The organism is Pseudomonas sp. NY15437 (assembly GCF_048068435.1).
Lineage (GTDB): Bacteria > Pseudomonadota > Gammaproteobacteria > Pseudomonadales > Pseudomonadaceae > Pseudomonas > Pseudomonas nitroreducens_B.
Map to the genome: position 1 here is coordinate 108845 of NZ_JBLUQC010000010.1, position 20640 is coordinate 129484.

General features: G+C 67.4%; 23 protein-coding genes. 15 read left to right on the top strand and 8 right to left on the bottom strand.

Annotation, left to right across the window (positions count from 1 at the left end; translation table 11 throughout):
- The first annotated feature begins 31 nt into the window (after nucleotides 1-31).
- From ccmA to ACNFIA_RS21685, 10 genes are all read left to right on the top strand, one after another.
- A complete protein-coding gene (gene ccmA, locus ACNFIA_RS21640; protein ID WP_416788517.1) occupies nucleotides 32-688 on the top strand; it encodes a cytochrome c biogenesis heme-transporting ATPase CcmA in 657 nt (218 codons plus the stop codon).
- A complete protein-coding gene (ccmB, locus tag ACNFIA_RS21645; protein ID WP_054907301.1) occupies nucleotides 685-1356 on the top strand; it encodes a heme exporter protein CcmB in 672 nt (223 codons plus the stop codon). The genes ccmA and ccmB overlap by 4 nt, the downstream gene beginning before the upstream one ends.
- 65 nt (nucleotides 1357-1421) lie before the next feature.
- Nucleotides 1422-2168: a heme ABC transporter permease gene (locus tag ACNFIA_RS21650; RefSeq protein ID WP_088416741.1), complete on the top strand. Its 747-nt coding sequence runs from the start codon at nucleotides 1422-1424 to the stop codon at nucleotides 2166-2168.
- Complete coding sequence (gene ccmD, locus ACNFIA_RS21655; protein WP_081519307.1) at nucleotides 2165-2341, top strand: heme exporter protein CcmD; 177 nt, start codon at nucleotides 2165-2167, stop codon at nucleotides 2339-2341. The genes ACNFIA_RS21650 and ccmD overlap by 4 nt, the downstream gene beginning before the upstream one ends.
- A complete protein-coding gene (ccmE, locus tag ACNFIA_RS21660; protein WP_259756360.1) occupies nucleotides 2338-2823 on the top strand; it encodes a cytochrome c maturation protein CcmE in 486 nt (161 codons plus the stop codon). Before ccmD ends, ccmE begins: the two co-directional genes overlap by 4 nt.
- A gap of 1 nt (nucleotide 2824) precedes the next feature.
- On the top strand, nucleotides 2825-4798 hold the full coding sequence (locus ACNFIA_RS21665; RefSeq protein ID WP_416788522.1) for a heme lyase CcmF/NrfE family subunit: 1974 nt from the start codon (nucleotides 2825-2827) through the stop codon (nucleotides 4796-4798).
- Between the two features lie 2 nt (nucleotides 4799-4800).
- The gene (gene dsbE, locus ACNFIA_RS21670) at nucleotides 4801-5343 is read left to right on the top strand and encodes a thiol:disulfide interchange protein DsbE (protein ID WP_259756357.1); all 543 of its coding nucleotides are present in this window, start codon (nucleotides 4801-4803) and stop codon (nucleotides 5341-5343) included.
- Complete coding sequence (locus ACNFIA_RS21675) at nucleotides 5340-5810, top strand: cytochrome c-type biogenesis protein (protein ID WP_416788524.1); 471 nt, start codon at nucleotides 5340-5342, stop codon at nucleotides 5808-5810. Before dsbE ends, ACNFIA_RS21675 begins: the two co-directional genes overlap by 4 nt.
- Nucleotides 5807-7018 carry a c-type cytochrome biogenesis protein CcmI gene (gene ccmI, locus ACNFIA_RS21680; RefSeq protein WP_416788527.1) on the top strand — a complete coding sequence of 404 codons (1212 nt, stop codon included), beginning with the start codon at nucleotides 5807-5809 and terminating at the stop codon, nucleotides 7016-7018. Before ACNFIA_RS21675 ends, ccmI begins: the two co-directional genes overlap by 4 nt.
- A gap of 23 nt (nucleotides 7019-7041) precedes the next feature.
- The gene (locus ACNFIA_RS21685) at nucleotides 7042-7449 is read left to right on the top strand and encodes a hypothetical protein (protein WP_416788530.1); all 408 of its coding nucleotides are present in this window, start codon (nucleotides 7042-7044) and stop codon (nucleotides 7447-7449) included.
- 449 nt (nucleotides 7450-7898) lie between these two features.
- Here ACNFIA_RS21685 and ACNFIA_RS21690 read toward each other — a convergent pair whose 3' ends face one another.
- Nucleotides 7899-9101 (bottom strand): GGDEF domain-containing protein, encoded by a 1203-nt coding sequence (locus ACNFIA_RS21690; RefSeq protein WP_416788533.1) that lies wholly within the window; start codon nucleotides 9099-9101, stop codon nucleotides 7899-7901.
- Nucleotides 9102-9322: 221 nt separating this feature from the next.
- On the opposite strand from ACNFIA_RS21690, the gene ACNFIA_RS21695 reads away from it, so the two are divergent.
- Both ACNFIA_RS21695 and ACNFIA_RS21700 read left to right on the top strand, forming a co-directional pair.
- Nucleotides 9323-10036 (top strand): lipoate--protein ligase family protein, encoded by a 714-nt coding sequence (locus ACNFIA_RS21695; RefSeq protein ID WP_416788535.1) that lies wholly within the window; start codon nucleotides 9323-9325, stop codon nucleotides 10034-10036.
- Nucleotides 10037-10094: 58 nt separating this feature from the next.
- Nucleotides 10095-11909, top strand: coding sequence for a monovalent cation:proton antiporter-2 (CPA2) family protein (locus ACNFIA_RS21700; RefSeq protein ID WP_259756349.1), 1815 nt, complete (start codon nucleotides 10095-10097; stop codon nucleotides 11907-11909).
- Nucleotides 11910-12004: 95 nt separating this feature from the next.
- Here ACNFIA_RS21700 and ACNFIA_RS21705 read toward each other — a convergent pair whose 3' ends face one another.
- Together ACNFIA_RS21705 and ACNFIA_RS21710 are read right to left on the bottom strand one after the other, a co-directional pair.
- Entirely contained in the window at nucleotides 12005-12271 is a 267-nt protein-coding gene (locus ACNFIA_RS21705) for a hypothetical protein (RefSeq protein WP_259756347.1), read from the bottom strand.
- 491 nt (nucleotides 12272-12762) lie between these two features.
- Nucleotides 12763-13485, bottom strand: coding sequence for an RNA pseudouridine synthase (locus tag ACNFIA_RS21710; RefSeq protein WP_416788538.1), 723 nt, complete (start codon nucleotides 13483-13485; stop codon nucleotides 12763-12765).
- A 104-nt stretch (nucleotides 13486-13589) separates the two neighbouring features.
- Here ACNFIA_RS21710 and ACNFIA_RS21715 point away from each other — a divergent pair, with 104 nt between their 5' ends.
- Nucleotides 13590-14213 (top strand): hypothetical protein, encoded by a 624-nt coding sequence (locus ACNFIA_RS21715; RefSeq protein ID WP_416788540.1) that lies wholly within the window; start codon nucleotides 13590-13592, stop codon nucleotides 14211-14213.
- Between the two features lie 20 nt (nucleotides 14214-14233).
- On the opposite strand, the gene ACNFIA_RS21720 is transcribed toward ACNFIA_RS21715, so the two are convergent.
- The 3 genes from ACNFIA_RS21720 to ACNFIA_RS21730 form a co-directional block, all read right to left on the bottom strand.
- Nucleotides 14234-14842 carry a DUF4893 domain-containing protein gene (locus ACNFIA_RS21720; protein ID WP_416788542.1) on the bottom strand — a complete coding sequence of 203 codons (609 nt, stop codon included), beginning with the start codon at nucleotides 14840-14842 and terminating at the stop codon, nucleotides 14234-14236.
- Between the two features lie 51 nt (nucleotides 14843-14893).
- Nucleotides 14894-16003 carry an AI-2E family transporter gene (locus tag ACNFIA_RS21725; protein ID WP_416788545.1) on the bottom strand — a complete coding sequence of 370 codons (1110 nt, stop codon included), beginning with the start codon at nucleotides 16001-16003 and terminating at the stop codon, nucleotides 14894-14896.
- A gap of 203 nt (nucleotides 16004-16206) precedes the next feature.
- A complete protein-coding gene (locus ACNFIA_RS21730; protein WP_416788546.1) occupies nucleotides 16207-16407 on the bottom strand; it encodes a hypothetical protein in 201 nt (66 codons plus the stop codon).
- Between the two features lie 156 nt (nucleotides 16408-16563).
- Here ACNFIA_RS21730 and ACNFIA_RS21735 point away from each other — a divergent pair, with 156 nt between their 5' ends.
- Together ACNFIA_RS21735 and ACNFIA_RS21740 are read left to right on the top strand one after the other, a co-directional pair.
- Nucleotides 16564-18333, top strand: a complete 1770-nt coding sequence (locus ACNFIA_RS21735; RefSeq protein ID WP_416788548.1) for an ABC transporter transmembrane domain-containing protein — start codon at nucleotides 16564-16566, stop codon at nucleotides 18331-18333.
- 252 nt (nucleotides 18334-18585) lie between these two features.
- Nucleotides 18586-19422, top strand: coding sequence for a S1 RNA-binding domain-containing protein (locus ACNFIA_RS21740; RefSeq protein ID WP_416788551.1), 837 nt, complete (start codon nucleotides 18586-18588; stop codon nucleotides 19420-19422).
- Between the two features lie 4 nt (nucleotides 19423-19426).
- Here ACNFIA_RS21740 and ACNFIA_RS21745 read toward each other — a convergent pair whose 3' ends face one another.
- Nucleotides 19427-19840: a DUF5064 family protein gene (locus ACNFIA_RS21745; protein WP_259756337.1), complete on the bottom strand. Its 414-nt coding sequence runs from the start codon at nucleotides 19838-19840 to the stop codon at nucleotides 19427-19429.
- 187 nt (nucleotides 19841-20027) lie between these two features.
- The gene (locus tag ACNFIA_RS21750) at nucleotides 20028-20582 is read right to left on the bottom strand and encodes a magnesium transporter (protein ID WP_416788554.1); all 555 of its coding nucleotides are present in this window, start codon (nucleotides 20580-20582) and stop codon (nucleotides 20028-20030) included.
- Nucleotides 20583-20640 lie beyond the last annotated feature (58 nt).

Consider the following 20640-nt stretch of genomic DNA (forward strand, 5'->3'; position numbering starts at 1 on the left):
CTCCTGACTGTTTTCTGCCCGACGGTTGCCGATGCCCTTGACCCATCCCCTCCTCGAAACCGTGGCGCTCGCCTGCGAGCGGGACTGGCGCATGCTGTTCGAGCGTCTCGATGTGCGACTGGGCGCGGGCGAAATGCTACAGATCGTCGGCCCCAACGGCAGTGGCAAGACCAGCCTGCTGCGCCTGCTCAGCGGGCTGATGCAGCCCACCGCGGGTGAGGTGCTGCTCAATGGCAAGCCGCTGACCGAGCAGCGCCACGAGCTGGCGCGCCTGCTCCTGTGGATCGGCCACGCCGCGGGTATCAAGGGCCTGCTGAGCGCCGAAGAGAATCTCGCCTGGCTCTGCGCCCTGCACCAGCCGGCCAGCCGCGATGCCATCTGGCAGGCGCTGGACGCCGTCGGCCTGCGTGGCTTCGAGGACGTTCCCTGCCACACCCTGTCCGCCGGGCAGCAGCGCCGCGTGGCCCTGGCGCGCCTGTATCTGGACGCGCCGCCGCTGTGGATCCTCGACGAACCCTTCACCGCCCTGGACAAGCAGGGCGTGGCGCAGCTCGAAGAACACCTGGCCGGCCATTGCGAACGCGGTGGCCTGGTGGTGCTGACCACCCACCACACCCTGGAACGCATGCCACGGGGCTACCGCGCCCTGGACCTTGGCCAGCACGCACGGGAGGTGGCGGCGCGATGAGCAACGTCTTCACCCTGCTGCTCGCCCGCGAAGCGCGGCTGCTGTTCCGACGTCCGGCGGAGCTGGCTAATCCTTTGGTGTTCTTCGCCATCGTCATCGCGCTGTTCCCGCTGGCGGTCGGTCCTGAGTCGGAAATGCTCAAGAACCTCTCGCCGGGCCTGGTCTGGGTCGCGGCTTTGCTGGCGGTGCTGCTGTCGCTGGACGGCCTGTTCCGCAGCGATTTCGAGGATGGTTCCCTGGAACAGTGGGTCCTTTCGCCGCACCCCCTGCCACTACTGGTCCTGGCCAAAGTGCTGGCACACTGGCTGGTTTCAGGGCTGGCCCTGGTGCTGCTGTCGCCGCTTTTCGCCCTGATGCTGGGCCTGCCGGCGCGCTGCCTGCCGGACCTGCTGCTGTCGCTGCTGCTGGGGACGCCGGTGTTGAGCCTGCTGGGCGCCGTGGGCGCCGCGCTCACCGTCGGCCTCAAGCGCGGTGGCCTGCTGCTGGCCCTGCTGATCCTGCCGCTCTACATTCCGGTGCTGATCCTGGGCAGCGGAGCGCTGCAGGCGTCGCTGCAGGGGCTGCCCACCGCCGGGCACCTGTTGTGGCTGGCCAGCCTGACGGCGTTAGCATTGACGCTGACGCCCTTTGCCATTGCCGCCGGGCTGAAGATCAGCGTCGGCGAGTGAACGAACGATCGCCGGGCTCTCGAAGCGGCACCGGCGGCAGACTAGAGCTTTGATGACAGAGCCTGATGATGAACTGGACTTGGTTTCACAAGCTTGGCTCGCCCAAGTGGTTCTACGAGATCAGCGGACGCTGGATGCCCTGGTTCGCGGTCGCCGCGATCCTGCTGATGGTCGCCGGCACCGTCTGGGGCCTGGCCTTCGCGCCGCCGGACTACCAGCAGGGCAATAGCTTCCGGATCATCTATATCCACGTTCCGGCGGCGTTCCTCGCCCAGTCCTGCTACGTGATGCTGGCGGTGGCCGGCGCGGTCGGGCTGATCTGGAAGATGAAGATCGCCGACGTCGCCGTGCAGTGCGCCGCCCCCATCGGCGCCTGGATGACCTTCGTCGCACTGGTCACCGGCGCCATCTGGGGCAAGCCGACCTGGGGCGCCTGGTGGGTCTGGGACGCGCGCCTGACCTCGATGCTGATCCTGCTGTTCCTGTATTTCGGCATCATCGCCCTGGGCCAGGCCATCACCAACCGCGACAGCGCGGCCAAGGCTTGCGCGGTGCTGGCCATCGTCGGCGTGGTGAACATCCCGATCATCAAGTACTCGGTGGACTGGTGGAACACACTGCACCAGCCGGCCACCTTCACGCTGACCGAAAAGCCGCCGATGCCGCCGGAGATGTGGATCCCGCTGCTGATGATGGTCGCCGGTTTCTACTGCTTCTTCGCCGTGGTGCTGATGATGCGCATGCGCCTGGAAGTGCTCAAGCGCGAAGCCCGCGCGAGCTGGGTCAAGGCCGAGGTGGAGCGCGCGCTATGAGTTTCGAATCCTTCTCCGATTTCCTCGCCATGGGTCACCATGGCCCTTACGTATGGTCCGCCTACGCCATCTGCCTGGTGGTCCTGGCGATCAACGTCGTCTCGCCCATCGTGGCGCGCCGGCGTTACCTGCAAGAAGAGGCGCGTCGTCTGCGCCGGGAGGCCAGCAAGTGAATCCGGTCCGCAAGAAGCGTCTATACATCGTCCTCGCCATCGTCGCCGGCGTGGGTGTCGCCGTCAGCCTGGCGCTGTCGGCCCTGCAGGAAAACATCAACCTGTTCTACACCCCGACCCAGATCGCCAACGGCGAAGCCCCGCACGACACGCGCATCCGCGCCGGCGGCATGGTGGAGAAGGGCTCGCTCAAGCGCTCGGCGGATTCGCTGGACGTGGAATTCGTGGTTACCGACTTCGCCAAGGAAGTCACGGTGAAGTACCGCGGTATCCTCCCCGACCTGTTCCGCGAAGGGCAGGGCATCGTCGCCCTGGGCAAGATCGATTCCGCCGGCGTGCTGACCGCCGACGAAGTGCTGGCCAAGCACGACGAGAAATACATGCCGCCGGAAGTCACCAAGGCGCTCAAGGACAGCGGCAAGCTGGAGCACTACGAGGCCAGCCAGAACGGTGGCGCCGCGCCGCAACAGGGGAGCAACTGACATGGTTCCCGAGCTCGGCCACCTCTCGCTGATCCTCGCGCTGTGCATGGCGCTGGTGATGTCGTTCTTCCCGCTGGTCGGCGCGTGGCGCGGCGACCGCCAATGGATGAGCCTGGCGCGCCCGGCAGCCTGGGGGCAGTTCGCCTTCCTGCTGTTCTCCTTCGGCTGCCTGACCTGGGCCTTCCTCCACGATGACTTCTCGGTGGCCTACGTCGCCAGCAACTCCAACAGCGCGCTGCCGTGGTTCTACAAGTTCAGCGCCGTGTGGGGCGCCCACGAAGGCTCGCTGCTGCTCTGGGCGCTGATTCTCGGCGGCTGGACCTTCGCCGTGTCGGTGTTCTCCCGTCAGCTGCCGGAAGTGATGCTGGCCCGCGTGCTGGCCGTGATGGGCATGATCAGCACTGGCTTCCTGCTGTTCCTGATCATCACCTCCAACCCCTTCAGCCGCCTGCTGCCGCAGGTACCGGCGGACGGTAACGACCTGAACCCCTTGCTGCAGGACCCCGGCCTGATCTTCCACCCGCCGATGCTCTACATGGGCTACGTGGGCTTCTCGGTGGCCTTCGCCTTCGCCATCGCCGCGCTGCTCGGCGGCCGCCTCGACGCCGCCTGGGCGCGCTGGTCGCGGCCCTGGACCCTGGTGGCCTGGACTTTCCTCGGCATCGGCATCGTGCTCGGCTCCTGGTGGGCCTACTACGAACTGGGCTGGGGCGGCTGGTGGTTCTGGGACCCGGTGGAAAACGCCTCGTTCATGCCCTGGCTGGTGGGCACCGCGCTGATCCACTCGCTGGCGGTGACCGAGAAGCGCGGCGTGTTCAAGAGCTGGACCGTGCTGCTGGCCATCGCGGCCTTCTCCCTGAGTCTGCTGGGCACCTTCCTGGTCCGCTCCGGCGTGCTGACCTCGGTGCACGCCTTCGCCTCGGACCCGGAGCGCGGCGTGTTCATCCTGGCCTTCCTGCTGCTGGTGGTGGGCGGCTCGCTGACGCTGTTCGCCCTGCGCGCGCCGGTGGTCAAGAGCCAGGTCGGCTTCGCCCTGTGGTCCCGCGAGACCCTGCTGCTGCTGAACAACCTGATCCTGGTGGTCACCGCCTCGATGATCCTGCTGGGCACCCTCTACCCGCTGGTGCTCGATGCCATCAGCGGCGCCAAGCTGTCCGTCGGCCCGCCGTATTTCAACGCGCTGTTCGTGCCGCTGATGGCCATCCTCATGCTGGCCCTGGCCGTCGGCGTGCTGGTGCGCTGGAAGGACACCCCGACCCGCTGGCTGCGCAACATGCTCACGCCGGTGCTGATCGGTACCGTGGTGCTGGGCGGCCTCGGCAGCTTCCTATACGGCGAGCTGCACTGGGAAGTGCTGAGCGTGTTCATGCTCGCCGCCTGGGTGGTGCTGGCCGGCGTGCGCGACTTCTTCGACAAGGTCCGCTACAAGGGCGTGATCGCCGGCGCCGCGGGCCTGAACCGCAGCTACTGGGGCATGCAGCTGGCGCACTTCGGCATTGCCATCTGCGCCATCGGCGTGGTCCTCACCAGCCAGTTCAGCGCCCAGCGCGACCTGCGCATGGCGCCGGGCGAGTCGGTGGAGCTGGCCGGCTATCAGTTCCGCTTCGAGGGCACCCATCACTTCGAAGGCCCGAACTTCACCTCCGACAAGGGCACCATCCGCGTGACCCGCAACGGTTCCGAAGTTGCCACGCTGCACCCGGAAAAGCGCCTGTACAGCGTACAGAACTCGATGATGACCGAGGCCGGCATCCACGGCAGCCTGACCCGCGACCTCTACGTCGCCCTGGGTGAGCCGCTGGACAACGGCGCGTGGGCGGTGCGCGTGCACATCAAGCCCTTCGTGCGCTTCATCTGGCTCGGCGGCCTGCTGATGGCGCTGGGTGGCGTGCTGGCGGCGCTGGATCGTCGCTACCGCCTGAAAGTGAAAACGCGCGTACGCGAGGCCCTGGGCCTCGCCGGACAGGGAGCCTGAGTGTGAAGCGTGCAATCCTGCTGTTGCCCCTGGCGATCTTCCTGGTCGTCGCGGTATTTCTCTTCCGTGGCCTGTGGCTGGACCCCAGCGAGCTGCCCTCGGCGCTGATCGGCAAGCCGTTCCCGGCGTTCTCCCTGCCCAGCGTCACCGAGCCGGGCAAGACCTACACCGAGGCCGACCTCAAGGGTAAGCCGGCGCTGGTCAACGTCTGGGGCACCTGGTGCCCGACCTGCCGTTTCGAACACCCGGTGCTCACCGATCTCGCCGCCAAAGGCGTGGTGATCTACGGCATCAACTACAAGGACGACGCGGCCGCCGCGCAGAAGTGGCTCAAGGAGCTGCACAACCCTTATCTGCTGAACATCGCCGATGCGCAGGGCACCCTGGGCCTGGACCTGGGCGTGTACGGCGCGCCGGAGACCTACATCATCGACAAGGACGGCATCATCCGCCACAAGCTGGTCGGCGCCGTGGACGAGAAGGTCTGGCGTGAGCAACTGGCGCCGATCTACCAGGGGCTGGTCGACGAAGCGGAGGGCAAATGAAGCGTCTTCTCGCCGCTGCCGCGCTCGGGCTTTGCCTCACCGGCATTGCCCACGCCGCCATCGACACCTACGAGTTCGCCAATGACACCGAGCGTGAGCGTTTCCGCGACCTGACCACCGAGCTGCGCTGCCCCAAGTGCCAGAACCAGGACATCGCCGACTCCAACGCACCGATCGCCGCCGACCTGCGCAAGCAGATCTACACCCAAATGGCCGCCGGCAAGAGCAACCAGCAGATCATCGACTACATGGTCGACCGCTACGGCGAGTTCGTGCGCTACAAGCCCGAAGTCAGCGAGCGCACCTGGCTGCTCTGGTTCGGCCCCGCCGCGCTGCTGGGCCTGGGCGTGATCGTCATCGGCGCCATCGTCGCGCGGCGCCGTCGCCCGGCGGCTGCCACTTCCACCACGCTGTCCGCCGAGGAGCAGGCGCGTCTCGACCAATTGCTGGATAACCAAGACAAATGATCGATTTCTGGCTCGCCGCCGGCCTGCTGTTGCTGGTGGCCCTGGCATTCCTCCTCGTCCCTCTGCTGCGCGGCCGCAAGGCCCAGGCCGAGGAAGACCGCACCGCCCTCAACGTCGCCCTGTACCAGGAACGCCTGGCCGAGCTGGGCAGCCAGCGTGACGCCGGCACCCTGGATGACGCGCAGTTCGAAGCCGGCCGCGCCGAAGCCGCGCGTGAGCTGCTCTCCGATACCGAAGGCGCCGGCGAGGACCGCCGTTCCCGCCTGGGGCGCGCCGCGCCGCTGGTGGCTGCGCTGGTGTTGCCGTTCCTCGCGCTGGGGCTCTACCTGCACTGGGGCGCCAGCGACAAGGTCGAGCTGGCCCGCGAATTCGCCACTGCGCCCAAGTCCATGGAAGAGGTGACCTCGCGCCTGGAGCGTTCCCTCAAGGCCCAGCCGGATTCCGCCGAAGGCTGGTACTTCCTCGGTCGCGCCTACATGACGCAGAACCGCGCCACCGACGCCGCCAAGGCCTTCGAACAGGCCGCGCGCCTGTCCGGCCGCCAGCCGGAAGTGCTCGGCCAGTGGGCCCAGGCGCTGTACTTTGCGGGTAACAAGGCGCTCAGCCAACAGGTCCGCGACCTGGCCGACGAAGCGCTGAAGAAGGACCCGCAGGAAGTCACCACCCTCGGCCTGCTGGGCATCGCTGCCTTCGAGGACGAAAAGTACGCCAACGCCATCGACTACTGGGGCCGCCTGGTCGCCGTGCTGCCGCAGGACGACCCGTCCCGCGAGGCCATCGCCGGCGGCATCGAGCGCGCCCGCCAACGCATGATCGAGCAGGGCCAGACGCCGCCCGAGGCGCCGGCGGCCGCCGCAACCGCTGGTGTGACCCTGAAGGTGAAGGTCGACCTCAGCGCCGCGGTGAAGGGCCAGGTCAAGCCGGACGACAGCGTGTTCGTCTTCGCCCGCGCCGTGAGCGGCCCGCCGATGCCGCTGGCGGTCAAGCGCCTGAAGGTGTCCGACCTGCCCAGCGAGGTGTCGCTCAGCGACGCCGACGCGATGATGCCGCAGCTCAAGCTCTCCCAGCACCCGCAGGTGCAACTGGTGGCGCGTATCTCCCGTGCCGGCAATGCCACCGCCGGGGAATGGATCGGACGAAGCGCTTCGTTGTCTACTTCCCAGGCGGGCGAGCAGAGCGTGACAATCGACAGCCCGGATCAGAAGTAATCACGACACGAGAGGGTTGAGCGATGAAGGGCAGAGTGCTGGCGCTGGGCGCCATGCTGGTATTGGGTGGTTGCGTGGTGCAACCGCAGCAGCCGGAGCAGCCGACGTCGCCCATACCGCCGCCCTCGCAGCCAAGCAAGCCGATCCCGCCGGCCAAGACCTCCAGCTCGCCCATCACTCCGCAGCCGTCCAAGCCGGCGGCGGCGTCCAAGCGTCCGACCCAGTTCGCCCCGCCGCCCGGCGGCAAGGGCCGCTGGGATGCGAGCCTGGGCGTGTATGTGATCCAGGGCCAGAAGGACCTCTACTACCGCCAGCGCACCTATTACTACTGGGACAACGGCTGGTACTGGGCCGTCGGCCCGCAAGGCCCCTGGACCGAGACCGACAGCAGCGGCGTGCCGCCGGGGCTGACGCGCAAGTACGCGCAGTAACGCACCGCGCGCTTTTCGCAGGAGCGTGCTGGCTCGTGAACGGGCCATTTCCCAGCGGCACTCACCACCCTCTCCCTAACCCTCTCCCTGAAGGGAGAGGGGACGGGTTTGGAGTATCCTGAAACGTCGATGTCCGCCGGTCACATCAGGGAAGCACGGACAGCTCCCTCTCCCTTCGGGGCGGGGCGCGCTGCCCAGCCAATCGCGGACGAAGTCCGCTCCTACGAATCCTGATAGCTTGGGTAGGCCGTAGGGCGAACAACCCGGAACGGGTCATGCGCCGATGGCCCCGCGGCGGATAACGCTGGCGCGTGATGCGCCCTACGCACGTTCGTAGGAGCGGATTTATCCGCGAGGTGCCGTAACCGCTCCGGTCGTCCAGGGTGCCGCCCAGCCGATCGCGGACGAAACCCGCCCCTACGCACCGGGATGGCAGCCCGCCAGGGCGCTCAGTCAAACGTCCCCATCTCCATTCCCAGTTCAATCACCTCCACGCGGTTGCGTCCGCTGGCCTTGGCCTTGTACAGCGCCTTGTCCGCTGCCGCGTACAGCCCTTCATAGGTCCCCGGCACGCCGGCCTCCAGGCAGGCGATGCCGAAGCTCGCGGTGAGGTAGAGCAGGCCGTCCTTCATGGGCAACGGGGTTTCCTCCAGCAGCCGCCGCACCTTCTCGGCAATGGCGCGGGCCTGGAACTGCGCCGTATCGGGCAGCAACAGGAGGAACTCCTCGCCGCCGAGGCGCGCCACGCTGTCGCCGGTGCGCGTGTAGTTGCGCAGCAGGCTGGCGGTGTGGCGGATGACTTCGTCGCCCAGCGGGTGGCCGTAGCGGTCGTTGATGAACTTGAAATGGTCCAGGTCCACCATCAGCAGGCTGATGGGCGCGGGCTGGCGGGCGACGCGGGACAGCTCCATGCCGACCAACTGGTCGAACTGGCGGCGGTTGAACAGCCCGGTGAGCGGGTCGTGGCCGGCGAGGTATTCCAGCTGGCGGTTCTTTTCCTCCAGCTCCAGCCGTTGCTGGCGGAGGAATTCGCGCTGGCGCAGGTTGCGCACATGGCCGTGCCAGAGGATGAACGACAGCACCAGGCCGATACCGCAGATGGTCAGCCCGCCCATCTGGTTCGACAGGCGCAACTGCGGGCTGGCCTGGGTGAGGACCATGGTCAGCTCGAATGCGGAGAGGGCGAGGATGTAGAGGATCACCGCCAGGCTCGGGCGCAACAGGATGAGCAGTGCGGTGGCCACCGAGGCCATGAGGAAGGGGGTGATGCTGCTCGTCACCTGCTGGTCGGCGCCGGTGATCGCCACGCCAAAGCCGAGCACCAGCAGGCTGCCCAGCACGGTCAGGGTCTGCATGTACCACAAGGGCGCACTGCGGCGCGGCGGCGAGGCCAGCCAGGTGAGCAGCCCGAGCAGGCTGAACAGTACCGCGACCACGGCATGCACACGGATGATATCCAGCCGCCAGCCGTCGTATTCGGGGCTGGAGCCCTGCAGGTTGAGGCGAAACACGACGATGTGGATCAGGTCGAAGGGCACCGCCAGCAGGGCGGCAAAATACAGGCGCCGCAGGTTCTCCCGGGCGATGGGCAGCGCCAGTGCGTCGTTGATGGCAATGGCGTGGTGAAGACGCTGCAGCAACGTCCTGGACACGGGCTCTGGCCTCCTGCGCAAAGTGCCGGCCAGTAGCAGGATAGACGCAGCTCCGCTTCGCTGCGGTGCGCAGATGCGCCCAGGGTGACCTGGGGCGACACAACGGTAGTCTCAGCCCGCTACGCTGAAATTTCCCAGCACGCAACAAATTGGCCTGAAACATTGTCGGATAAGCCCCTGGCGGGCATAGTCCGCAACCCGATCGATCCAAGGACGCTGTCATGAACAGAGTGAAAAGACTGTCGGCGCAGCACGGGCTGGACGCCGAACGTGCGCTGCTCGATGCCGCCTTCGCCGGTGAGCGCGACAGCGGCCTGCTGTTCTGGCGGCCACTGGAGCAGTCGCTGGTCATGCCGCGCCGGCTCAGCCGCCTGGAGGGTTTTGCCGACGCCGAATCTGCCTGCGCCGCGCTGGGCTGGCCGATCGCCTTGCGCGATACCGGCGGTGAGCCGGTGCCGCAGTCTGCCGGGGTACTGAATGTGGCGCTGGTCTATGCGATCCCGCCCAGCGACAACGAACAGACGCGCATCGAAACCGCCTACCTGCGCCTGTGCCAGCCCTTGTGCGACTGGCTGGCCGCCCTGGGCCTCGACCCGGGCCTGGGGGAAGTGGAGGGCGCCTTCTGCGATGGCCGCTACAACGTCAACCTGGTCGGCCGCAAGCTGGTGGGCACGGCCCAGCGCTGGCGCCGCCGGCCCAGCGACGGGCGCTACGTGGTGCTGGCCCACGGCGCCATCCTGATGGAAAACCAGCGCGAGCCGATGGTCGCGGCGGTGAATGCCTTCTACCAGCACTGCGCCCTCGACGCGCGCGTGCGCGCCGGCAGCCACGTGGCGCTGGAGGAGCGTTACGAGCAGCCATGGGACCAGGTGGACGCCCTGGCCGGGCAGTTCCAGCGACACCTGCTGGCCGAGGGCGTGGCGCTGGATGCATGAGATGAACGACGTGGGTGGATCTTCGCTTCGCCCCAACCCTTCCAAGGAGTCTTGATACATGGAACATGGGACGAATTACCTGCAGTCGGCGGTGGTCTTCCTGCTCGCGGCGGTGTTCATGGTGCCGCTGGCCAAGCGCCTGCAACTGGGAGCGGTGCTCGGCTACCTGCTGGCCGGCGTATTCATCGGCCCGTCGCTGCTGGGGCTGATCGACAACCCGGAAAGCGTTGCCAGCCTGTCCGAACTGGGCGTGGTGCTGCTGCTCTTCATCATTGGCCTGGAGCTTTCGCCCAAGCGCCTGTGGGTGATGCGCAAGCAGGTATTCGGCGTCGGCCTGGCGCAGGTCCTGCTCACGGGCCTGGCCATTGGCAGCGTCGCGGTGCTGGCCTTCGACATGCCGGTGAACACCTCCGTGGTGCTGGGCGGCGGCCTGGCGCTGTCCTCCACCGCCTTCGGCCTGCAGATCCTCGCCGAGCGCAAGGAGCTGAACAGCGCCTACGGCCGCCTCGGCTTCGCCATCCTGCTGTTCCAGGACATCGCCGCGATCCCGCTGATTGCCATGATCCCGCTGCTGGGCGCGCGCGCCGATTCGGCGGCGCCCGGCGGCGACCTGGCCCATGTCCTGGAGGTGGTCGGCAGCATCGCCGTGGTGGTGATCGGCGGGCGATTCCTGCTGCGCCCGGTGTTCCGCTCGGTGGCTCGCACCGGCCAGGCCGACCTGTCCACCGCCACCGCGCTGCTGGTGGTGGTCGGCACCGCCTGGCTGATGGAGTGGGCCGGCGTGTCCATGGGCCTGGGCGCCTTCCTCGCCGGCCTGCTGCTGGCGGACTCGGAATACCGCCATGAACTGGAGGCGCAGATCGAACCCTTCAAGGGCCTGCTGCTGGGGCTGTTCTTCATCAGCGTGGGCATGAGCGCCGACCTCGGCCTGCTCAAGAGCGAGCCGTTGGTGGTGCTTGGCCTGACCCTGCTGCTGGTGGGCATCAAGCTGCCGCTGCTGTTCCTCATCGGTCGCCTGGCCGGCGGGCTGGACAAGGTCTCGGCGATCCGCCTGGGCGTGCTGCTGGGCGCCGGCGGCGAGTTCGCCTTCGTGGTGTTCAAGCTGGCCCTGGCCCAGGGCCTGATGGACGGCAAGCTGCACTCGCTGCTGGTGCTGTGCATCACCCTGTCCATGGCCATGACCCCACTGCTGGTGCTGGCCCTGGCGCGCAGCATCAAGCCCAAGCCGGCCGTGCTGCGCGAGCCGCCGCCCGAATACCGCCAGCTGCCGGACGACGCGCCGCGCGTGGTGATCGCCGGCATGGGCCGGATGGGCCAGGTGGTCGCTCGTATCATGCGCGCCCAGGGCGTGCCCTTCGTCGCGCTGGATACCTCGGTGGATACCATCGAACTGACCCGCAGCTACGGCAATATCCCGATCTTCTATGGCGACCCGCTGCGCCCGGAAATCCTCCGCGCGGCCCAGGTCGAGAAAGCCGAGTTCTTCGTCGTCGCCACCGACGACCCGCAGACCAACATCGAGACCGCGCGGCTGGTGCGCAAGCTCTACCCGCACCTGAAGGTCATCGGCCGCGCGCGTAACCGCCAGCACGTCTACCACCTGCTGGACGCCGACGCGACGCCGGTGCGTGAGACCTTCCATTCGAGCCTGGAGATGAGCCGCCTGCTGCTGACCGGCCTGGGGCTGAACGAGGAGCAGGTCGCCGCACGCATTCGTCGCTTCAAGCGCCACGACGAAGCGGTGCTGATGGCCCAGTACCGCGTCTACGACGACGAGGCCGCGGTGATCCAGACCGCCCGCGAGGCGCGCAAGGAACTGGAAACCCTGTTCGAGGCGGACCACCTGGAAGACCAGGGCATCGGCCACCACTGACGGGGCATTGGGGCTTCAGAAGGGGAGAGGGCATTCGAGCGCGCCACGCGGGCGCGCTCGCGGGCAATGCCGCCGGATCGGAACGCAGGTGGGTGTCAGGCGGTTTTCGCCAGGATCGGCTCGTTCGCCACGGCGACCAGTACGGGCCGGGCCAGTTGATGCTTCACCGCCGGGCGCGGTTTGCGGCTCACCGAGGGGCGAGGGTCGGGGATGACCACCGCCGACCCCGGCGAGCGCAGGGTCAGCACGGCGATGACGCTGAGCAGCACCACGGTGGCGAGCACGACGCTGGCCAGCGCGACGTACAGCAGCAGCTCCACCAGGGAGCCCACGAGCAGCAGGAAATCGAGAATGACTTGCATGGTGGTGTCCTCTTGACGATCTGTTGGGGCGACTGTCGCGGCTAGCCCGTTCGCCCCTGCGGCCCGACTGCGGGGCCGGCGAATCTCCTGCCAGCGAGTTGATGGGGCCACGATGCCTGTCGCGGATCATCAAGAGAACTGAATGCGTCGACTGGTGACTATCGATGCTATCGATAGCGGCGCGAAGCCTTGCGGTTGAGCGGTTTGGCGCCTTCGTAGGAGCGAGCTTGCTCGCGAGCGGGCGTCGGAGCCGTGGGGCTGTTCGCGAGCAAGCTCGCTCCTACAGGGAGGGTAGGGAGCCGGTCGCGTAGGAGCGGACCTTGTCCGCGAAAATCCATCGCGGCGAAATCCGTACTCACCGGCGAGCAACCAGGCTGGGCGCCGCCTGTAGAAGCGGGCCAGGCCCGCGATCGCGCGCATGGCCCGCTTCTACAGGGAAACTCGGGGGACTCTCAGGGAGCGGCGGCCGTTGTTCCTGCGACAGAATCCCGTCAGAACTTCTCGCCCGGCTGCAGGAAGCGCCACTGGCCAACCGGCAGCTTGCCCATGGCCACGCCACCCAGGCGCAGGCGGCGGATCGACACGGCGTGCAGGCCGACCGCGCGGCACATGGCGGCGATCTGGCCGGGGCGGAACTGCTTGCCGGCGAAGCGCAGGCGTTTTTCGCTCTGCCAGCTGACCTTCAGCGGCGGCAGTTCGCGGCCGTCGATCACCAGGCCACGGCACAGTCGCTTCAGGCCGTTGTCGACGATCTGCCCGCTGACTTCGACCACATACTCGTGCTCGATGTTGTCCGCCTCGTCCACCAGCCGGCGCTGCACGCCGCGGCTCTGGGTATAGACCAGCAGGCCGCTGGCGTCGGTCTCCAGCGCGGTGGTGTTGAGCTGGTGGCCGAAGTGCTTGCGCAGCAGGCGCTGCTGCAGGTTGTCCTCGGCCCAGCGCTTGTCCGGGGTCAGCAGTTGCTGGGCGGAGTTGGCGCCGTTGCCGCTGCCCAGGCCCACCGGCTTGTGCACCAGGATGGTCACCGGCGGAATCGGGTCGGGGGAGGCGCCGGGCAGCAGGTCGATGCGCTGGCTGTCGACCTTGAATTGCGGTTCCTCCACGCGCTGGCCGTCCACCGTGACCCAGCCGCCCTCGATGTACAGCTCGGCTTCGCGGCGCGAACAGGGCAGCAGCTCGGCGAGGCGCTTGGACAGGCGGATGGCTTCGGACATTTCAGGCAACCAGACAGGGGAAAACGCCCATTGTAACCGCAACCCGGCGGAATGATCCGCGCCGGGGCCGGTCACAACCTCAGACGAAGCGGCGAGGGATCACGATGCGGATCACCCTGATCGACGGCCTGGGCTGGGACCTGGACGAACACGGCACGGGCGGGCTGATCAACCGGCGTGGCGAGAAGGTGCACCTGCGCCAGGGCGACATGGACGGCGCCTGCGGGCCGTACTGCCTGGTGATGGCCATGCTCGCCCGCAACCAGCTGGGGCGGCGCCAGGCCAAGGGATTGGCGCCGGTGGACTCGCGAACCCGCTACGGGCGGCTGATGGAGGCCCTGAACCAGCACGAGACGCTGGTGCGCGTCGGCACCACCGGCGCCGACCTGCTGGAGCTGCTCAAGGTCATCAGCGACAAGGAATACCGTGTCGAACGCGGCAACGGTACGCGGATGGTCGAGCTGACCCGCCGGCACCTGGAGGAGAACATCCCCGTGGTGCTCGGCTTCCATGGCCGCAAGGACAGCGATATCCGCCACTGGTGCCTGGCGGTGGGGATGAGCGACGACGCCTTCTTCCTCCTCGACCCGGCCCATGACCTGCAGCGCGGGCTGGCCTGGAACGCGGTGCTCACCACCCAGGCCAATGGCTCGCGCTTCGGCTATCGCTACCTCAACGCGAAGGGCACCTGGGCGGTGACGCTCAAGGAAATGGTCGCGCTGTTCTAGCCGTCGCCGCGCCGCGGGGTTCAGCGGGTGAAGCGGAACAGGTTGTAGCCGCCCAGTTGTTCGGGCACCAGCAGCACGAAGCCGTCGTACGAATGGCGTACCACGCCGACCACATCGGATTCCCGCGCGGCGGCGTGTTCCAGGCCGCTGTAGCCGACCTGCGGTTCGTCATTGACCGAGGCGCCGCCGATGAACACCCACTGCTTGTCGTCCAGGCGTTGCAGGTAGCCGCTGATGCGCTGCGAGCCGCTGGTCTTCTCCAGGAACAGGCCTTGCGGTGTCTGCCGCACCGAGCACTTGAAGTTCGGGTAGCCATACAGCGCGTCGCCATCGAGCTGGACCGAGCGGCACTTCCAGTTGCCGGTCAGGGCCGCGTCGGCCAGCGGCTCCGGGTCCTCCAGCACGATGCGGTAGAGATTCAGCGCCTCGTTGCGGGTGGTTTCGTCCTCGCTCTGCTGGAGCTGGTCTAGCCGTTGCTTGACCTGTCCGTCGAGGCTGGTCAGGCGCTGCTGGTCGGCGGCATTGACCGCGGCCGGCCAGACAACGGCAGTCTCTTCGGCGAAGGCCAGCGGGGAGAGCAGCAGACCGGCGGCGAGCAGGGCGGCGGTGAGGGAGCAGCGTTTGGACATCGTGTGCATTCCATTGCGGGTGAGGCCCGCGGTAGCGCCGCGGGCGGGAGGTCAGGGAGTGGTTTGTTCGGGCGTCTCGACGGGCGGCGCGACCGGCGCCTCGCGCTCGTGCACCCAGGACATGAACAGCTCGTAGCCCAGGGCCAGCACCACCGGGCCGACGAACAGACCGATGATGCCGTTGCTGAGCATGCCGCCCAGGGCGCCGATCAGGATCACGGCCATCGGCACCTTGCTGCCGCGGCCGAACATCAGCGGCTTGAGCACGTTGTCCGACAGGCCGCCGGCGACCGTCCAGACGGTGAACAGGATGGACACCAGCAGCGAGTCGCTGGTCATGAACACGTAGGCCACCGCCGGCAGGGTGATCAGCACCACCGGCAACTGGGTGATGCCCAGCAGCAACACGCCCAGGGCCAGCAGGCCGGCGCCGGGAATGCCCATGACGATGAAGCCGAGGCCGAGGATCAGCGTCTGGATGAAGGCCACGCCGACCACGCCCTGGGCCACCGCGCGGATGGTGCCGGTGCACAGCTCGGCCAGGCCGGGGCCACGGTCCGGCCCGGAGATGCGGATGGCGATGTCGCAGGCGGTGCGGCTGCCGAGCTTGCCGTAGGCCATGATCACCCCGGCGATGACGAACGCGGCGAGGAACTGCATCAAGCCCATGCCGACACCGGCCGCCTGCCCGGCGACCTTCTTCGCCACGCCCTGCAGGTGCGGCGCCAGTTGATGTGCCACGCCCATGAAGTCGGTGGCCACGCGGTGCCAGAAGGGATAGACGTATTGCCCGATCACCGGCCAGTTCTGTACCGAGTCCGGCGGCAGCGGGATCTGCAGGGTGCGGTTCTGGATGGCGTGCACCAGGTCGCGCACCGAGTCGGCCATGGACAGCCCGATCACCACCACTGGCACCAGCAGGATCACCAGGCCGAGGATGACGATCAGGCTCGCCGCGCTGTTCGGCCGATCGCCCAGCCAGCCGCTGAGCAACTGGTGCATGGGGTAGAGGGTGATGGCGAGGATCACCGACCAGAGCATCAGGTCGAGGAAGGGGTGGAAGATGCGGAAGCAGAAGACGGCCAGCAACAGGATGAGGCCGGCGCGGATCAGCACATCGAGCAGGTTACGCGATAGCAGCTTTTCCGGAGAGGGCAGCATGGGGTGCTCCTTGCGAGTGGCCATGGGATGGCCAGGTCCTGACTATCGGCGGACTCTGCCCCAGTGCAAGGTGCGAGGCAATACGGGACGTGTGTAATTGCGGAGGCTTTGGTGTAACGCGAGGGGGAAAGGCGAGCGGTGCGGCGGGGCTGACGCGGGGGAGGCGGGCAGCCTGCCGGGAGCCGGCAGGCTTGCCTGCGCGATTACTTCTTGCCGAGGCTGATGTGGCGGCTCGGTGCGCCGTAGTTCTGACCGGTCACGCCCTTGGCGATCTGCTGGATCTCACCGCCGGATTTGAGGAAGGCGGCAACCTGGTCGGCCAGCGCTTCGCTGGTGGCGGTAGCGGCGGGGGCTTTGGGAGCGGCCTTTTGGCGGGTGGAGGGCTTGGTAGTCATGTCTGCCATACCTGTCTGCGCAAATTGGCCGCCCATTGTACATCAAACGAGCACCTTTCGGGGCGGAGATGGAACGAACGGTCCCACGCCCCGTCCGATGCGCCCTTCGCCGGCCTCGGCATGGCGGTGCTACCCTCTGCCCATTCCGGCCGTACAGAGCCCGCCATGTCCCTGTTGTCGTCCCGCCAGCGCAATGCCCTGCGCCTGGCTCGCTCGTTCCTCGCTCCCTACCGCTGGCGCGCCGTCGGCGCCCTGCTGGCGCTGCTGTTCACCGCCGCCATCACCCTGTCGCTGGGGCAGGGCATCCGCCTGCTGGTGGACCAGGGCTTCATCACCCAGTCCGAGCAACTGCTCACGCGCGCCATCGGCATCTTCTTCGCCCTGGTGCTGTGCCTGGCGGTCGGCACCTTCGTGCGTTTCTACCTGGTGTCGTGGATTGGCGAGCGTTTTGTCGCCGATATCCGCCAGCGGGTCTTCGACCACCTCATCGAACTGCACCCCGGCTTCTACGAGAACAACCGCGCCTCGGAAATCCAGTCGCGCCTGACGGCCGACACCACCTTGCTGCAATCGGTGATCGGTTCCTCGCTGTCCATGGCGCTGCGCAACGTACTGATGCTGCTGGGCGGGGTGATCCTGATGTTCTTCACCAACGCCAAGCTGACCAGCATTGTCGTCGCCTCGCTGCCGCTGGTGATCGCGCCGATCCTCCTGTTCGGCCGCCGCGTGCGCAGCCTCTCGCGGCTCAGCCAGGACCGCGTGGCGGACGTCGGCAGTTACGTCGGCGAATCCCTCGGCCAGATCAAGACGGTGCAGGCCTACAACCACCAGGCGCAGGACCGTGCGCGATTTGGTCGCACGGTGGAGGAGGCCTTCGATACCGCGCGCAAGCGCATCACCCAGCGTTCCTGGCTGGTGAGCGTGGTCATCCTGCTGGTGCTGGGCGCCGTCGGGGTGATGCTCTGGGTCGGCGGCATGGACGTGATCGCCGGGCGCATCAGCCCCGGCGACCTGGCGGCCTTCGTGTTCTACAGCCTTATCGTCGGCATGGCTTTCGGCACCCTCAGTGAAGTGATCGGCGAGCTGCAACGCGCCGCCGGCGCCGCCGAGCGCATCGCCGAGCTGCTGCGCGCGCGCAGTGAAATCGTCGCGCCGAGCAGCGACCTGCTGCGGCTGCCGGCCCGCATCGTCGGCAGCATCGAGCTGCAGGGCGTGCGCTTCGCCTATCCGTCGCGCCCGCAGCAGTGGGCCATCGACGGCATCGACCTGCGCGTCGAGCCGGGTGAAACCCTGGCGCTGGTCGGCCCCTCCGGTGCTGGCAAATCCACGCTGTTCGACCTGCTGCTGCGCTTCTACGACCCGCAGCAGGGGCGCATTCTCATCGACGGCCAGCCCATCGCCCGTCTCGATCCGGCGGACCTGCGCCGCAGCTTCGCGCTGGTGTCGCAGAACCCGGCGCTGTTCTTCGGCACGGTGGAGGAGAACATCCGCTACGGCCGGCCCGACGCCAGCGACGCGGAGGTCGAGGCCGCCGCCCGCGCCGCCCATGCCCATGAATTCATCCTGCGCCTGCCGCAGGGCTACCGCACGCACCTGGGCGAGAGTGGCCTGGGCCTGTCCGGCGGCCAGCGCCAGCGTCTGGCGATTGCCCGTGCGCTGCTGGTGGACGCGCCTATCCTGTTGCTCGACGAGGCCACCAGCGCACTGGATGCCGAGAGCGAACACCTGATTCAGCAGGCGTTGCCGGGGCTGATGCGCGACCGCACCACCCTGGTGATCGCCCACCGCCTGGCCACGGTGCTCAATGCCGACCGTATCGCGGTGATCGAGCATGGCCGGCTGGTGGCGTTGGGGCGGCATGCCGAGCTGGTGGCCAGCAGTCCGCTCTATGCACGCCTGGCGGAGCTGCAGTTCGGGCAGGCGGAGAATAATTAGGGCCGTGAGCCTCTGTTCCTTGCCCGCGGGCGATCCCTGCGCGGCTTGGGTTCGCGAGCAAGCTCGCTCCTACCCGAAGCTCGCCGGGCTCATACCTGTAGGAGCGAGCTTGCTCGCAAACCGCACGGCACCGAACCCTATCGCGGACGAAGTCCGCTCCTACAGGGCAGGTCCTGCGTCATCCGGCAACCGGCGGCAGCCATAACGCGCCAATGCGCGTAGAATGCCCGCCCCGTTCACGAGGTAAGCGTCATGGCAGTCATAGGTCGGTTCAATTCGTTGCAGGTGGTCAAGCACACCGATTTCGGTCTCTACCTGGATGGCGAGAGCCACGGCGAAATCCTGCTGCCCAAGCGCTACGTGCCCAAGAACGAAGACACCGAGGTGGGCGACTGGCTCAACGTGTTCATCTACCTGGACAGCGAAGACCGCCTGATCGCCACCACGCAGAAGCCCAAGGTGCAGGTGGGCGGCTTCGCCAGCCTGAAGGTGGTGGAGGTCAACCGCGTCGGCCTGTTCCTCGACTGGGGCCTGCCCAAGGACCTGCTCCTGCCGCACTCGGAAGAAAAGCGCCCGCTGCAGGTCGGCGATTACTGCGTGGTCTATGTCTACCTGGACGAACGCACCCGCCGCATCACCGCCACCGCGCGCCTGGACCGCTACCTGGACAACGTCCCGGCCAACTACAAGCCCGGCCAGCAGGTGGACCTGCTGGTCGTCGAGCGCACCGACCTGGGCTACAAGGCCATCATCGATGGCAAGCACTGGGGCCTGATCCACAAGAACGAAGTGTTCAAGTTCATGCGCAACGGTCTGCGCGAGACCGGCTACATCAAGGAAATCCGCGCCGACGGCAAGATCAGCCTGAGCCTGCAACCAGCAGGTGCCGGGCTGTCCGATGCGTTGAGCGAGCAGATCCTGCAGGCCGTGCGTGACGCCGGCGGCTCCCTGGCGCTCAGCGACAAGAGTCCGCCGGAGCTGATCGCTCAGCAGTTCGGTGTCAGCAAGGGCAACTTCAAGAAGGCCATCGGCGGGCTGTTCAAGCAGGGCCTGATCGTCATCCACGACGACCGCATCGAACTCGCCTGACGACTCAGCCGCGCCCGCGCACGATGGATTCGGCCACCGCGCAACGCGGCTCGGCCGGGGCCAGCGAGCCCATGCGCTGCAGGTCGACCGGCGTGCCCGGCTCAGCCCTGAGCTGGCGACGCAGGTCATCGAATACCCGGTCATGTTCCTTGCGAAAGCGCAGCACCGGCCCGCGGCAGACCCGCAGCCCGTGGCGGCGCAGAATGCGCGTGGCGCTGCCGGCGAAATTGAAGGCGAGGTCGCCGGGCAGGTCGAAGCCATCCTTGAACGGCTGGCCGTCGATCTCCCCGTCCAGTTCGAACCTCACCTGGGCGTCGCGGCTGGCGGGGTTCTCCACGGTGTAGCTGAGGCGAATGCGGTACTGCTGGCGGTCCAGGCCGGTGCTGGAGTGGATGGTGACCTCGGTGGGCGTGGTCATGCGGTCCTCCTGACGAATATCGCGGTGGCGGGCCGGCGAGCGGCAGGGACAGTCTCGAACCCGCCGATGCAGAGCCGCCTGACATGCGTCAAGAGTAGGACTTTTCCGAAGGAAGCAGGCGCAGCGTGACGCCTTCCGCGCCAACCACGATGGCGCGGAGCTGATCCTCAGGCCGCAACCGGTGCCGTTACATCATGTGCCGGAAGCGATTCCAGGCCTGCTCGACGGACAGCCACCAACTCGGCATGGCGTTGCCGAAGCCGGCGATTTCCAGGCGCGGGTGGTGGCGCACCACCATGTCCAGCACCGGTTCCTGCTCGGGCTTCACGTCCACGAAGAACACGTGGCGACCTTCCTGCAGGTTGTCCTGGAAGCGGCGCACGTCGCCACTGGGGCGCTGCAGGCCGAAGAAGCTGCTTTCCCACAGGCTGAAGCCCAGCAGCACCGCGGCGAGGAACAGCATCGGAATCCAGCCGGCGGCGGTCTGCGTCCAGCCGCTCAGGTAGCCGACCAGCAGCACCAGCGCGGCCAGCGCCGCGCCGATGACCAGGCCGACCTTGCCCCAGTGCACCACGTCCTTCTTCATCATCGAGGGCACTTCGTGCAGGCGGTGCTCCTGCACTTCCGCGTCGCTGTCGCTCAGCACGTGCATCTGCTCGATGCCGATACCGCTTTGGGAAAGCTCCTGCTCGACCTGTTCCAGGTCATCCAGGTTGTCGCTGATGTAGTAATGCCGGTTCATGACCCACCTCCCGCCCCCGGAATCAAAGCGTCCCCCAGGGTTCGAGCGCCATCTGCCG

Bases quoted from the DNA above. Each gene is read 5' to 3' on its own strand.
- ACNFIA_RS21735 (WP_416788548.1), top strand. From the start codon at position 16,564: ATGTCCCTGTTGTCGTCCCGCCAGCGCAATGCCCTGCGCCTGGCTCGC.
- ACNFIA_RS21725 (WP_416788545.1), bottom strand. From the start codon at position 16,003: ATGCTGCCCTCTCCGGAAAAGCTGCTATCGCGTAACCTGCTCGATGTG.
- ccmD (WP_081519307.1), top strand. From the start codon at position 2,165: ATGAGTTTCGAATCCTTCTCCGATTTCCTCGCCATGGGTCACCATGGC.
- ACNFIA_RS21730 (WP_416788546.1), bottom strand. From the start codon at position 16,407: ATGGCAGACATGACTACCAAGCCCTCCACCCGCCAAAAGGCCGCTCCC.
- ACNFIA_RS21740 (WP_416788551.1), top strand. From the start codon at position 18,586: ATGGCAGTCATAGGTCGGTTCAATTCGTTGCAGGTGGTCAAGCACACC.
- ACNFIA_RS21665 (WP_416788522.1), top strand. From the start codon at position 2,825: ATGGTTCCCGAGCTCGGCCACCTCTCGCTGATCCTCGCGCTGTGCATG.
- ACNFIA_RS21745 (WP_259756337.1), bottom strand. From the start codon at position 19,840: ATGACCACGCCCACCGAGGTCACCATCCACTCCAGCACCGGCCTGGAC.
- ACNFIA_RS21720 (WP_416788542.1), bottom strand. From the start codon at position 14,842: ATGTCCAAACGCTGCTCCCTCACCGCCGCCCTGCTCGCCGCCGGTCTG.
- ACNFIA_RS21700 (WP_259756349.1), top strand. From the start codon at position 10,095: ATGGAACATGGGACGAATTACCTGCAGTCGGCGGTGGTCTTCCTGCTC.
- ACNFIA_RS21715 (WP_416788540.1), top strand. From the start codon at position 13,590: ATGCGGATCACCCTGATCGACGGCCTGGGCTGGGACCTGGACGAACAC.
- ACNFIA_RS21750 (WP_416788554.1), bottom strand. From the start codon at position 20,582: ATGAACCGGCATTACTACATCAGCGACAACCTGGATGACCTGGAACAG.
- ACNFIA_RS21685 (WP_416788530.1), top strand. From the start codon at position 7,042: ATGAAGGGCAGAGTGCTGGCGCTGGGCGCCATGCTGGTATTGGGTGGT.
- ACNFIA_RS21710 (WP_416788538.1), bottom strand. From the start codon at position 13,485: ATGTCCGAAGCCATCCGCCTGTCCAAGCGCCTCGCCGAGCTGCTGCCC.
- ccmB (WP_054907301.1), top strand. From the start codon at position 685: ATGAGCAACGTCTTCACCCTGCTGCTCGCCCGCGAAGCGCGGCTGCTG.
- ACNFIA_RS21675 (WP_416788524.1), top strand. From the start codon at position 5,340: ATGAAGCGTCTTCTCGCCGCTGCCGCGCTCGGGCTTTGCCTCACCGGC.
- ACNFIA_RS21705 (WP_259756347.1), bottom strand. From the start codon at position 12,271: ATGCAAGTCATTCTCGATTTCCTGCTGCTCGTGGGCTCCCTGGTGGAG.
- ccmI (WP_416788527.1), top strand. From the start codon at position 5,807: ATGATCGATTTCTGGCTCGCCGCCGGCCTGCTGTTGCTGGTGGCCCTG.
- ACNFIA_RS21695 (WP_416788535.1), top strand. From the start codon at position 9,323: ATGAACAGAGTGAAAAGACTGTCGGCGCAGCACGGGCTGGACGCCGAA.
- ACNFIA_RS21650 (WP_088416741.1), top strand. From the start codon at position 1,422: ATGATGAACTGGACTTGGTTTCACAAGCTTGGCTCGCCCAAGTGGTTC.
- ccmA (WP_416788517.1), top strand. From the start codon at position 32: ATGCCCTTGACCCATCCCCTCCTCGAAACCGTGGCGCTCGCCTGCGAG.